Source organism: Streptomyces sp. NPDC060027, assembly GCF_042737005.1.
Taxonomy (GTDB): domain Bacteria; phylum Actinomycetota; class Actinomycetes; order Streptomycetales; family Streptomycetaceae; genus Streptomyces.
Genome location: NZ_JBHWVI010000017.1, coordinates 21331 through 33149 on the forward strand (window position 1 = coordinate 21331; position 11819 = coordinate 33149).

The window sequence follows — 11819 nt, forward strand, 5'->3', positions numbered from 1 at the left end:
CCGTTCGCGGGGCCCGGCCGCGCGACGCTGATCAGGCGCGTATGTGGGCGAATCGCTAGAATTCTGGCATGGCAGAGAGGCAGATCGCGGCGACTGCACCCGAGCTCGTCCTCGAAACCGAGACGGGCTCGACGGTGATGAGTCCGAACCACGACTACCACGTCGGGCGCGATCCCCTGTGCGATGTCGTGATCGACGACGTCCGGGTCTCCTGGCACCACGCGGTGCTGCGGCCCGACGCCGATCACTGGACGCTGCAGGACGAGAACAGCACGAACGGCACGTACGCCGACGGCCGGCGCGTCCACGAGTGGGGCGTCGGACCCGGCAGCGTCATCCGCTTCGGCAGTCCCGCCGACGGACCGCGCGCCGTCCTCGTGCGCCGCCCGCCACCTGCGGCCGAGCGCCCCTCGGCCGTCTCCATGCCGGCCGCCACCGGCACCTTCAGACAGCCGACCACCGTACGGCCGCTGCCCACCAGGACCGTCCGCATCGGCCGCGGCGTCGACAACGACCTGGTCGTCGACGACCTCATCGCCTCCCGGCACCACGCCGAACTGCTGGCCCAGCCCGACGGGACGTACGAGATCGTCGACCTGGGCAGCCACAACGGCACGTTCCTCAACGGCCAGCCCGTCGAGCGCGCCCCGGTCACACCGGGTGACATCGTCGGCATCGGGCACTCCGCGTTCTGTCTCGTCGGCGACCAGCTGCAGGAGTACGTCGACAGCGGCGAGGTCTCCCTCGACGTCCAGGACCTCGTCGTCGAGGTGGACCGGGGCCGCAAGACTCTCCTGGACCAGGTGTCCTTTCCCGTCGGCGAGAAATGTCTGCTCGCCGTCGTCGGACCGAGCGGCGCGGGGAAGTCCACACTCCTGAACGCGCTCACCGGACAGCGGCCCGCCGACCACGGCACCGTGCTCTACGACGGCCGCGATCTCTACCGCGACTACGCCGAACTGCGCCAGCGCATCGGACTCGTCCCGCAGGACGACATCCTGCACGCCCAGCTCACCGTCCGCCGCGCTCTCACCTACGCCGCGGAACTGCGTTTTCCGCAGGACACGGCCAAGTCGGAGCGCAAGGCGCGGGTCGACGAGGTGATCGGCGAGCTGGGCCTGGAGCAGCGCGTCGACCAGCCCATCCACAGCCTGTCCGGCGGACAGCGCAAGCGCGTCAGCGTGGCCCTGGAACTGCTGACCAAGCCGTCCCTGCTCTTCCTCGACGAGCCGACCTCCGGACTCGACCCCGGGATGGACCGCTCCGTGATGCACATGCTGCGCGGCCTCGCCGACGACGGCCGGACCGTCATCGTGGTCACCCACAGCGTGCTCAGCCTGGACGTCTGCGACCGGCTCCTGGTCCTCGCACCGGGCGGCAAGGTCGCCTACTACGGGCCGCCCGACGACACCCTCGCCTTCTTCGGCTACCGGCAGTGGCCCGAGGCGTTCGAGGCCTTCGAACGCGACAAGGACCGGGACTGGGCGACGGAGTACAAGGACTCGCCGTTCCACCGCCAGTACATCGACAACTCCAGCTCACAGCCGAGGGTGGCGGACGACGGCACCGGAAGACTCGTCGGACCGCCGCCCAAGGCCCAGAGCTGGGGCTCCCAGCTGCGCACCCTGGTCCGCCGCTACGCCGCCGCGCTCGGCGCCGACCGGACCTTCCTCGCCATCATGATCGCCCTGCCGTTCGTCATGGGCGTGATGGCGCGGGCGCTGGCCGGCAGCAAGCTGACCCAGGAGACGGCGATGAACGCGCTGCTCATCCTGTGCGTCGGCGGTGTCCTGACCGGCGCGGCCAACGCCGTACGGGAACTGGTCAAGGAACGGACGATCTACCAGCGAGAACGGGCCGTCGGCCTGTCCAGATCGGCGTACCTGATGTCCAAGGTCGTCGTCCTCGGCGCCATCACCGTGCTCCAGGCCGTCGTGCTGACCCTCGTCGCCCTGTTCGGCGTCGACCTCAACGCGCCCGGCGGTGAAGGGGTCCTGATGCCGCCGCTCGTGGAGATCACCGTTGCGGTGGCCCTGCTCTCCTTCACCGCGATGATGCTCGGCCTTCTCGTCTCCGCCGTGGTGCGCAAGGAGGAGGTGACGATGCCGCTGCTGGTGCTGTTGGCCATCGTCCAGGTGGTGTTCTGCGGCGCCCTGCTGAAGCTGCACGGCGTGCCCGGCGTCGAGCAGCTGTCCTGGCTCGTGCCCTCCCGCTGGGCCCTGGGCGCGATGGCCGGGACCGTCGGCCTCTCCCGGATCGTCCCCGGCGAACTGACCGGCGACCCGCTGTTCCGGCACTCGACCGGCGTCTGGCTGCTCAACATGGGGATGCTGATCGTGCTCTCCGTCGTCTTCGGCTGGCTGGTCGCCAGGCTGCTGCGTCGGCACGAACCCGCGGTCATGCGGAAGTAGGCGCCGATGACGAGCCCCGGCTTCCGCCCCACGCACGTGGTTCCGCAGGACGGGCTGCCCGCCTGGGAGACGCCGGACCCGTCCCGGCCCACCGTTCCCCTCGACGCGCTGCTGCCGGTCGAGCTCGTCGACCGGCTCGGGGACTGGGGGCGGGTGCTGTGCGCGAACGGCTGGTCGGCCTGGGTCGACGGCCGGCTGCTGATCTCCGTACCGCAGGGACCGCCCCTGGCGAGCAGTCCGCTCGCCCGTACGGCCGATCCGCGCCCGCTGCTGGCCCGTGTCGAGGAGGCCCTGGCCGCGTACCGGAAGGCGGCCGAGGAACTGGCGTCCGGGCAGCTCGACGGGGAGGGCTTCGCCGCCCGTACGGAGGGCCACCGGATCGGGGTGGTCGTCGACGGCGAGTCGCTGTGGCTGTACGACGGCGAGCACGAGCGGTGGGTGTACTGCGACGGGACGCGGCTGAGCACCTTCGCGACCGAGCGCACGCCCGCGAGACCGCACAAGGTCGGGCAGCCGCAGAACCAGGGGCAGCCGCAGCCGCAGCCGCAGGACCAGGGGCAGGACCTGGGCCAGGACCTGGGCTCGCCCCGGCGCCGGGAACAGGGGCAGAAGCAGAACCAGGAGCAGATCCAGGGTCCGCCCCAGCGCCAGGAGCAGGAGCAGGGTCCGCCCCAGCCCCAGCCCCAGCCCCAGGACCAGGGCCCGGACCGGGAGCGAGAGCCGGAACAGGTGCCGAGGAAGGCGCACGAGCACGAGCAGGACCCTACGAGGATCGTGAGGGAAGTCGCTCCCGGCGGACACGAACCCACCCGCCTGGTCACCTTCGACGGCGACGAGCGGGGCGAGGACTGATGGACGGCGCCGCGCGCTACCGGGGTGACGGCTGATGGACGAAGGGTCCCGGCGCGACACCAGCCCCTTCTCGGGGCGGCCGTCCGATCTGATCGGACGGCAGATCGCGGGCTACCGGATCGAGCGGGAGATCGGCCGCGGCGGGATGGCCGTCGTCTACCAGGCCAAGGATCTGCGCCTGGACCGTACCGTCGCCCTCAAACTGCTCGCCCCGGAACTCGCCCGCAACGACACCTTCCGCGGCCGCTTCACCCACGAGTCGCGGGTGGCCGCCGCCATCGACCACCCGCACATCGTGCCGGTCTTCGAGGCGGGCGAGACGGACGGCATCCTGTACATCGCCATGCGCTACGTCGCCGGGCGTGATCTGCGGCATCTGCTCGACCGCGAGGGACCGTTGCCGGTCGCGGTGGCCGCCCGGATCGCCCTCCAGGTCGCCTCCGCCCTCGACGCGGCCCACGACCACGGCCTGGTGCACCGGGACGTGAAACCCGGCAACATCCTGGTCGCCCAGGGCACCGACAGCGACCACCCCGAACACGTCTATCTCACGGACTTCGGGCTGACCAAGAAGTCCCTGTCACTGACCGGGTTCACCAGCGTCGGACAGTTCGTGGGCACCCTCGACTACGTGGCACCGGAGCAGATCTCCGGCAAGCCGGTCGACGGCCGCTGCGACGTCTACAGCCTCGGCTGCGTCGTCTACGAGACGATGGCGGGCAAGCCGCCCTTCCAGCGCGACGACGACATGGCGCTGCTGTGGGCCCACCAGTACGACCAGCCACCGGCCCTGACCACGAAGCGCCCCGACATCCCGGACGCGGTCGACGCCGTCCTCGCGAAGGCGCTGGCCAAGAGCCCCGACGACCGGTACGACTCGTGCCTGAGCTTCGTGAGCGCGCTGCGGATCGCCGCACGGGGTCCGCTGACCGGAGGCGGCACAGGCTCGCGGACGAACGCAGGGGCCGCCCCGGCCTCCGGACGGCCCGGGCCGCCGCCGGAGCCCCCGGGGTGGGCCCGGCCGGTGTTCAGGCGCTGAGGAGACCCCGTCGCCCGCCGACGTCCCGCCTGCCTCGGCCCGGGATCAGCGGGCCTCGACCTCACCCTTGCGGCGGACGCGCTTGGCCAGGAGCGCGCCGAGGAAACCGGTGACGAGCCCCCACAGCACGGCGAGGCCGAGGGCGCCCCACACCTGGGGTTTCAGGAAGAGTTCCCCGTTCAGGCCGCCGCCGACGTCGCCGAGGCCGAGGATCGACAGGCCGTAGTGCGCCGAGATCCGGCCGAGGAGACAGATCATGAGCACCGTCAGCGCGAGTGCGACCGCCATGTGCAGGGCGTGCTGCCAGGCGCGCGTCCGGGCGGGTGAACGGGCCGCCATCAGGAACGCCGCCCCGAGCAGCAGTACGGCGTCGACGGCCGGTAGCCACCAGATCCTGCCGTCGTAGTCGCCGAGGGTGCGGAGATTGACCGCGGAGACGTCCGGTGTGCGCAGCACCTCTTCGAGCACACGCGGCATCGGCAGCCCGAACGGCCCGTCCACCCGTCCGTTCCAGGTCGCGCCCAGACCGACGGTGAAAGCGAGCCAGACGAGGTTGGGCAGACCGAGGAGCATCACGGCGAAGGTCTCGGACACATGCCCGCGGGTCGCCGCCACCACGAGCCCGATGACCACACCGAGGCCGACGCACGTGAGCAGGAGGACCACCATGGCGTACGCGGCCGGTCGCACCGACTCCTGGAAGCGCAGCAATCGGGCGGGGAGCGGCGCGCCCCGTGAGACGAGCAGGGCGATCACGATCACGCCCAGGAGCCACAGCACTCCGAAGACCAGGGTCTGTGCCACGTCGGCTTTGAACCCCACCTCGGGCGTTGCGCCGAACAGGTCGCCGATGGCGCCGATGGTGCCGTCCCCGAGGTCGACGGTGAAGTTCTGGCGGGCCGCGACGGCGGGCCCGATCAGGGCGATCAGCCACAGGACGGCGATCCGGCCGGCCCACCCGGCCAGTTCCGGTGCGCCGGCCACCGCCCGGTGCCGCAGGGGCCGCAGGAATCCCGCGCCGAGCACCAGCGCACCGGCCAGGGTCACCGACAGCGGAATCACCGTCAGGCCCGCCTTGGTCTCGGCGATCGCTCCCGCGTCGCCGGTGAACTCGATGGTGCCGCCGACCGCCGTCACGACGGTGGCCGCGACCACGCGCGGATAGGCGTTGTCGGGGAGGTCGGTGGCGCCGGACGCCCACAGCCCGAGAGCGGCGACCACCCCCATGAGGACCAGCCCGGCCAGTACGGTCACGAGGGCCTGGAGCCAGCCGTGACGGGCGGCCGGACGCGCACCGCTGCGGTGGGTCGGCTGGTCGGGCGGTGTATGGGGACTCACGCTGCCACGCTAAGCAGCGCCGACACGCTCCGCCCCTCGGGTGGGCCGACCGCGTCGGCTTGCGGGCACCGCCGGACCGGAGCACACAATGGGTTTGTTGTGGAAGAAAGCGTCGCAAAACACCTGCGCGCCGCAGCATCCCTCCGTCGGGAAGAAGAGCTCGTGAGTGTCGAACCGCCGTCCTCCGGCCGCCCCACCGGACCGCCTTCGGGCCCGCTGTCGGGCCCGACCCAGCCGAGCCCGACCCAGCCCGTCGGCCGCCCGCCCGCCGGACCGCCCAACGGTGCGTCCGGCGCGGGCGGCGGAGCCGGAGGCACGGGAGCCGGTGGCACGGGCGGCCCCTCCGGGCCCGGCGGGGGAGCAGATGGGCCCGGCGGGGGAGCCGGCGCGGGAGGAGCGGGCGGTGGACCCGAGCGCCCCTGGTGGCGGTCTGCGCCGCGGGTCGCGCTGATCACCGGTGTCGTGGCGGCGGCCGTGATCCTCGGCCTGGTCTTCACCACCACCAACAACGGCGGCACCAAGAACACCGGCAGTGAGGTGTTCCTGCAGTCCGCGAGCAAGACGGGGCCCGATCCGTTCACCGAGTCGACCGCCAACGACAGTTCCACCGAGCCCCAGACCCCCTCCACGCCGGCCGCGTCGGCTCCCGCCAACGCGACCCGGGCGGTGAACGGCTCCGCGCCCGGCCTCTACGGCGGCACCCGCAACGTCGCCAGCTGCGATGTGGAGAAGCAGGTCAGCGCGCTCCAGGCGGACCCGGCGAAGAACAAGGCGTTCGCCTCGGTGGAGGGCATCCAGCCGGACGCGGTCCCCGCGTACCTGCGCTCCCTGACCCCCGTACAGCTGCGCATGGACACCCGCGTCACCAACCACGGCTACCGCAACGGCGCCGCCACGAGCTACCAGGCCGTCCTCCAGGCCGGCACCGCCGTCCTCGTGGATGCCCGCGGTGTGCCCCGGGTGCGCTGCGCGTGCGGCAATCCGTTGCTGACGCCGGTCCCGCAGAAGGGCACCCCCAAGCCGACCGGCGACTCATGGCCGTCGTACCGCTCGCAGAACGTCGTGGTCGTCGCGCCCTCGACGACGATCATCAACGTGTTCGTCATCTTCGACCCGGACAACGACGAGTGGATCGCCCGGGACAGGGGTGACGACGGACAGCACGACAAGAAGACGCATCCGCCGGTGAACCCCTCTCCGTCGGTGAGTGTCTCGAACTCCCCGTCGCCGTGCGCCTCCTCGCCCGGAGGTACGCCGTCGGCGCCCGGAACCTGCCCGCCGAGCTCGCCGTCGTCCCACAGCTCGTCGCCGTCCTCGTCCTCCTCTTCCCCTTCCTCGTCGCCTTCTTCGTCCTCTTCCTCGCCGTCCTCCGTGGAGCCGGAGAGCCCGTCCAGCGAGCCTCCGTCGACCGTGACGGAGTCGGCCCCGTCGTCCGGTTCGGCGTCCGACGATCTGACGACACAGTCGTCGGCGGCGTCCTCCGCCGTCTCCTCTCCCGCGTCGGCCAACGGCGCGCCGCGGGCCGCGGCGACGGCCCCCGAACTCTGAGGAGCCGTCGGGACGCCGGGAGCACCGGCAGGGCCCGCCCGCGCCCGGTGGCGTTCCGCCGGATTCACCGAGAGCGCAATGCCGGTCCCTTCCCGTACGGCCCGGCGCTTCTAGGCTGAAGGGGTGAGCAACCACATGCCGAACGAAGCCCGCGTCATCCCGCTGCGCCCGGCGGCAGCACCGCCGGCGCCCTCCCGGACCCCAGCGGCGGCTGGCGCCCCGGCACGGGTACCGCAGCGGCCCCGGCCGGTCCTCGCGCCGGGCCGGGGACCGACGGCTGCCGCTCCCACGGGCAAGGAGCCGTTGTGGCGCGACCTCGTCGGTGACGTCCTGCGGCGCGAGCGCCTGGCCCAGGAGCGGACGCTCAAGGACGTGGCCGACGCGGCCCGAATCTCCATGCCCTACCTCTCCGAGGTGGAGCGCGGCCGCAAGGAGGCCTCCTCCGAAGTCCTCGCGGCCGCCGCGCGCGCCCTCGGGATCGGCCTCAACGAGCTGCTGTCGCTGGCCCAGCACGAGCTGGCCCGCCACACCCGGGCCACGTCCGGCCGGGGCCGCTCCGCCTCGACCTCGGCCTCGCGGTACGACGGCATGTGCCTCGCCGCCTGACCCCGCCGCCCCGGCGGCGCCACGGATCAGAACAGGGCGAGACGGCGGCTCAGGATCTCGTCCGCGAGCCCGTAGGCCACGGCCTCCTGCGCGGTGAAGATCTTGTCCCGGTCCATGTCCGCGCGCAGGGTGGCGATGTCGTGGTGGGTGTGCCGGGCGAGAACCTCCTCGACCTGCGAGCGGATGCGGAGCATCTCCTTGGCCTGCAGGCTGAGGTCCGACACCGTGCCCTGGCGCCCGCCGCTCGCCGGCTGGCCGAGCAGGACGCGGGCGTGCTCCAGGACGAACCGCCGTCCGGGATCGCCCCCGGCCAGCAGCACCGCGGCCGTGGAGGCGGCCTGCCCGACACAGAACGTCGAGATCGGCGCCTGCACGAAGGTCATCGTGTCGTAGATGGCCATCAGTGAAGTGAAGGAGCCGCCGGGCGAGTTGATGTAGATCGCGATCTCGCTCTCCGGACTCGACGACTCCAGATGGAGGAGTTGCGCGATGACGACGTTGGCGACGCCGTCGTCGATCTCCGTGCCGAGAAAGATGATCCGCTCGGAGAGCAGCCGGCTGAAGACGTCGTACGACCGTTCGCCCTGCGGGGTCCGCTCGACGACGTTCGGAATCGTGTACGTACCCATGTCAGAGTCCCATCCGTCGCCGTGACGCGGCCGGGCGGACGTCGTCGAGCGACTCCACCACCCGGTCGACCATGCCGTACTCCTTGGCCTGTTCGGCCGTGAACCAGCGGTCGCGGTCGCCGTCCCTGGAGATCGTCTCCTCGCTCTGGCCGGTGTGTTCCGCGGTGATCCGTTCGATGGCCCGCTTGGTGAACTCGAGGTTCTGCGCCTGGATCTCGATGTCGGCGGTGGTGCCGCCGATGCCCGCGGAGGGCTGGTGCATCATGATCCGCGCGTTCGGCAGCGCGAAGCGCTTGCCGCGCGTCCCCACGCTGAGCAGGAACTGCCCCATGCTCGCCGCGAATCCCATCACGAGCGTGGAGACGTCGTTGGGGATCAGCCGCATGGTGTCGTAGATGGCGAGGCCGGCCGTCACCGATCCGCCCGGACTGTTGATGTACAGGCTGATGTCGGTGCGCGCGTCCTCGGCGGACAGCAGGAGAAGCTGGGCGCAGACCCGGTTCGCGGAGACCTCGTCGACCTGGGTGCCGAGGAAGACGATCCGCTGGGCGAGCAGCTGCGCGGCCAGATGGTCGTCGAAGCGGGTCGCGGGGGTGTCGCCCTCCTCGGCCCGCGGTGCGCGGGCCGGATACCGGCCGGTGATGAGGGGAGTCATGGATCCTCCTGGTCGTGACGCGGCGGGCGTCGCCGCTGACTCCACTCTCGGTCCGCCGGCGGTGCGGGTCCGGCTTTCTCGGCCGGCAGCAGATTCGCTCTGGGCAGAGCCCGAACACCGGGTGGCCCGTACCGGACTGATCCCACGACTCCTCCCACGATTCCTCCCACGACTTCTCCGACGACGACAGTGCGGGGCACGCAAGGAGTTCCGGCGCTTTCCTCAGGAGGTCTCGCGGAGGTCGCGGAAGAACGCCCGGACGTCCGCGACCAGCAGGTCAGGCTCCTCCATCGCGGCGAAGTGGCCGCCCCGGTCGAATTCGGTCCAGCGGACGATTCTGTCGGTGCGTTCCGCGACATGGCGCAGCGCGACGAAGTTCTCCTCGGGAAAGACGGCGAGCGCGGTCGGAGCGACCGACGGCTCGGGCGGTGTGCCCCAATAGGCGGCGTGGGCGCGCTCGTAGTAGATCCGCGCGGACGAACCTGCCGTACCGGTCAGCCAGTAGAGCATCACGTTGGTGAGCAGCAGATCCCGGTCGACGGCGTCCTCGGGACGGTCCTTCGAGTCCGTCCACTGCCGGAACTTCTCGGCGATCCAGGCGAGTTGGCCGACGGGCGAGTCGGTGAGGGCGTAGGCGAGCGTCTGTGGCCGGGTCGCCTGGATCGCCGCGTATCCCGCTTCGTCACGGTTCCACCTCTGGCCCCGCCGCCAGGAGGCGAGGGTGCGCTCCCGCTCGACCGGGGGCAGCGCGGCCAGTTCCTCGGAGGTCGGCTCGGTGACGGCGGACGAGCCGGGCAGCAGATTGAGGTGGACGCCGATCACCCGGTCGGGGTGGGCCCGCCCCAGTTCGCGCGAGACGGCACCGCCCCAGTCCCCGCCCTGCGCGCCGTAGTGCCGGTAGCCGAGACGGTGCATCAGCTCGGCGAACGCGGCGGCCACCCGAGTGAACTCCCAGCCGGTGTCCCGCGTCGGCCCCGAGAGCCCGAATCCGGGGATGCTCGGCACGACCAGATGGAAGGCGTCGGCCGGATCGTCGCCGTGCGCCCGGGGGTCGGTCAACGGCCCCACGACATCGGTGAATTCGACGATCGAACCGGGCCAGCCGTGGGTGATGATCAGTGGGGTCGCGTCGGGTTCCGGAGACCGGATGTGCGCGAAGTGCAGACGTGCCCCGTCGATCTCGGTGGTGAACTGCGGCCAGGTGTTCAGGCGTGCCTGCGCCGCGGGCCAGTCGTAGGTGTGCCGCCAGTACCGCACGAGGTCCTGGAGGTAGTCCCTAGGGACTCCGTAGGCCCAGCCCACGCCGGGCAGTTCGTCGGGCCAGCGGGTGCGGTCGAGGCGTTGGTGCAGGTCGTCCAGGTCGCTCCGCGGGAAGTCGACGCGGAACGGATGGACGCCAGGGGTGTCGGTGAGGTTCATGTCCGCGGATGCTAACTCCGCGCGAGGCGCGCCCGGCATCGGTTTTCCCCGGCGCCGGAAGCGCTGCCGGCTCGGTGCCACCGACGGGTGGCGTCGGTGGAGGGGGCGGCTCCGGGGCACCGCGGCTGCCCTCGTGCGCGCGCGGCAGATGAGTTTTCGGACGAGGATCAGTCGACAGTAGTGACGACGTTTTCCGCCCGAGGAGGTACGCATGCCCGCCGACGGTTTCACCACCTGTCTGTGGTTCGACGGCCAGGCCGAGGAGGCCGCCCACTACTACGTCTCGATCTTCAAGAACTCCAAGCTCGGCAGGATCGGCCGCTACACGGAGGCCGGGCCCGGACCCGCCGGTTCGGTGCTGGTGGCCGAGTTCGTGGCCAACGGCCAGAAGTTCGTCGCGCTCAACGGAGGGCCGCAGTTCACGTTCGACGAGGCGATCTCCTTCCAGATCCACTGCGCCGACCAGGAAGAGGTGGACCACTACTGGAACAGGTTCATCGACGACGGCGGTGAGGCGGGCCCGTGCGGCTGGGTCAAGGACAAGTACGGACTGTCCTGGCAGGTCGTCCCCACCCGGCTCATCGAGCTGATCAGCGACCCGGACCAGGAGAAGGCGGGCCGCACGACCCAGGCGATGCTCCAGATGTCCAAGCTGGACATCGTGGCCCTGGAGAAGGTGTACGCGGGGGAGTAGCCGACCGGCGTCGCGGGCCGGGCGGGCAGCACGCGGGGTGCCCCGCACGGCGTGTGCTCCGCCCGCACCGGCCCGCACCGGCCCGCACGGCACGTCGGTGTCACGGGGCACCCGAACACGGTGGCGGAGGCGCTCGCGCGGCCGGACCTTCCCCGACCGGTGGGGCGGTGCGGTGGTGTTGTCCCCGGACCCCGCAGAATGGCGGTCCACGGCCCAGGGGAGGACCACGCATGTCGCGCCACCACGAGCTGAAGTACCGGACGATCACGGCGTTCCAGCGGCGGATCGGCAATCCCGTCCTCAAGCGGCTGCCGGTGCAGACGCTCATCGAAACGACCGGACGCACCTCGGGCCTGCCGCGCCGGACACCGATCGGGGGCCGGCTGGTCGGGCGGGAGTTCTGGTTCGTCTCCGAGTACGGCGACCGGTCGCAGTACGTGCGCAACATCCTGGCCGATCCGCGCGTTCGCGTCCGCGTCAGAGGGCGCTGGCACACCGGCACCGCCCATGTGCTGCACGAGGACGACGCCCGCGCCCGGCTGAAGACCCTGCCCCGGCTCAACAGCGCCGCCGTCCGGCTGGTCGGCGCCGGGCTCACCACGGTGCGCGTCGACCTCACCGGCTGACC

11 protein-coding genes are annotated in these 11819 nt (G+C 71.6%); 7 read left to right on the forward strand and 4 right to left on the reverse strand.

Annotation, left to right across the window (positions count from 1 at the left end):
- Nucleotides 1-68 precede the first annotated feature (68 nt).
- From ACFWBT_RS06880 to ACFWBT_RS06890, 3 genes are read left to right on the forward strand one after another with little or no spacing between them, the layout of a single operon-like run.
- Nucleotides 69-2411: an FHA domain-containing protein gene (locus tag ACFWBT_RS06880; RefSeq protein WP_385696844.1), complete on the forward strand. Its 2343-nt coding sequence runs from the start codon at nt 69-71 to the stop codon at nt 2409-2411.
- A gap of 6 nt (nt 2412-2417) precedes the next feature.
- Nucleotides 2418-3263, forward strand: a complete 846-nt coding sequence (locus tag ACFWBT_RS06885; protein WP_385696845.1) for a hypothetical protein — start codon at nt 2418-2420, stop codon at nt 3261-3263.
- Nucleotides 3264-3297: 34 nt separating this feature from the next.
- Nucleotides 3298-4302: a serine/threonine-protein kinase gene (locus ACFWBT_RS06890; RefSeq protein ID WP_385696848.1), complete on the forward strand. Its 1005-nt coding sequence runs from the start codon at nt 3298-3300 to the stop codon at nt 4300-4302.
- A gap of 45 nt (nt 4303-4347) precedes the next feature.
- On the opposite strand, the gene ACFWBT_RS06895 is transcribed toward ACFWBT_RS06890, so the two are convergent.
- The gene (locus ACFWBT_RS06895; RefSeq protein WP_385696851.1) at nt 4348-5640 is read right to left on the reverse strand and encodes a streptophobe family protein; all 1293 of its coding nucleotides are present in this window, start codon (nt 5638-5640) and stop codon (nt 4348-4350) included.
- Between the two features lie 162 nt (nt 5641-5802).
- Here ACFWBT_RS06895 and ACFWBT_RS06900 point away from each other — a divergent pair, with 162 nt between their 5' ends.
- Nucleotides 5803-7188 carry a DUF6777 domain-containing protein gene (locus ACFWBT_RS06900; RefSeq protein WP_385696854.1) on the forward strand — a complete coding sequence of 462 codons (1386 nt, stop codon included), beginning with the start codon at nt 5803-5805 and terminating at the stop codon, nt 7186-7188.
- Nucleotides 7189-7311: 123 nt separating this feature from the next.
- Entirely contained in the window at nt 7312-7794 is a 483-nt protein-coding gene (locus ACFWBT_RS06905) for a helix-turn-helix domain-containing protein (RefSeq protein ID WP_385696857.1), read from the forward strand.
- A gap of 26 nt (nt 7795-7820) precedes the next feature.
- Here ACFWBT_RS06905 and ACFWBT_RS06910 read toward each other — a convergent pair whose 3' ends face one another.
- From ACFWBT_RS06910 to ACFWBT_RS06920, 3 genes are all read right to left on the reverse strand, one after another.
- A complete protein-coding gene (locus ACFWBT_RS06910; protein WP_385696860.1) occupies nt 7821-8423 on the reverse strand; it encodes a ClpP family protease in 603 nt (200 codons plus the stop codon).
- Nucleotide 8424: 1 nt separating this feature from the next.
- The gene (locus ACFWBT_RS06915; RefSeq protein WP_356470065.1) at nt 8425-9078 is read right to left on the reverse strand and encodes an ATP-dependent Clp protease proteolytic subunit; all 654 of its coding nucleotides are present in this window, start codon (nt 9076-9078) and stop codon (nt 8425-8427) included.
- Nucleotides 9079-9300: 222 nt separating this feature from the next.
- Entirely contained in the window at nt 9301-10497 is a 1197-nt protein-coding gene (locus tag ACFWBT_RS06920; protein ID WP_385696863.1) for an epoxide hydrolase family protein, read from the reverse strand.
- A 211-nt stretch (nt 10498-10708) separates the two neighbouring features.
- Between ACFWBT_RS06920 and ACFWBT_RS06925 the strand changes: the two genes are divergently transcribed.
- Nucleotides 10709-11191: a VOC family protein gene (locus ACFWBT_RS06925; protein ID WP_385696865.1), complete on the forward strand. Its 483-nt coding sequence runs from the start codon at nt 10709-10711 to the stop codon at nt 11189-11191.
- A 230-nt stretch (nt 11192-11421) separates the two neighbouring features.
- On the forward strand, nt 11422-11817 hold the full coding sequence (locus ACFWBT_RS06930) for a nitroreductase/quinone reductase family protein (RefSeq protein WP_385696868.1): 396 nt from the start codon (nt 11422-11424) through the stop codon (nt 11815-11817).
- Nucleotides 11818-11819 lie beyond the last annotated feature (2 nt).

Bases quoted from the DNA above. Each gene is read 5' to 3' on its own strand.
- ACFWBT_RS06880 (WP_385696844.1), top strand. From the start codon at position 69: ATGGCAGAGAGGCAGATCGCGGCGACTGCACCCGAGCTCGTCCTCGAA.
- ACFWBT_RS06885 (WP_385696845.1), top strand. From the start codon at position 2,418: ATGACGAGCCCCGGCTTCCGCCCCACGCACGTGGTTCCGCAGGACGGG.
- ACFWBT_RS06890 (WP_385696848.1), top strand. From the start codon at position 3,298: ATGGACGAAGGGTCCCGGCGCGACACCAGCCCCTTCTCGGGGCGGCCG.
- ACFWBT_RS06910 (WP_385696860.1), bottom strand. From the start codon at position 8,423: ATGGGTACGTACACGATTCCGAACGTCGTCGAGCGGACCCCGCAGGGC.
- ACFWBT_RS06915 (WP_356470065.1), bottom strand. From the start codon at position 9,078: ATGACTCCCCTCATCACCGGCCGGTATCCGGCCCGCGCACCGCGGGCC.
- ACFWBT_RS06920 (WP_385696863.1), bottom strand. From the start codon at position 10,497: ATGAACCTCACCGACACCCCTGGCGTCCATCCGTTCCGCGTCGACTTC.
- ACFWBT_RS06925 (WP_385696865.1), top strand. From the start codon at position 10,709: ATGCCCGCCGACGGTTTCACCACCTGTCTGTGGTTCGACGGCCAGGCC.
- ACFWBT_RS06930 (WP_385696868.1), top strand. From the start codon at position 11,422: ATGTCGCGCCACCACGAGCTGAAGTACCGGACGATCACGGCGTTCCAG.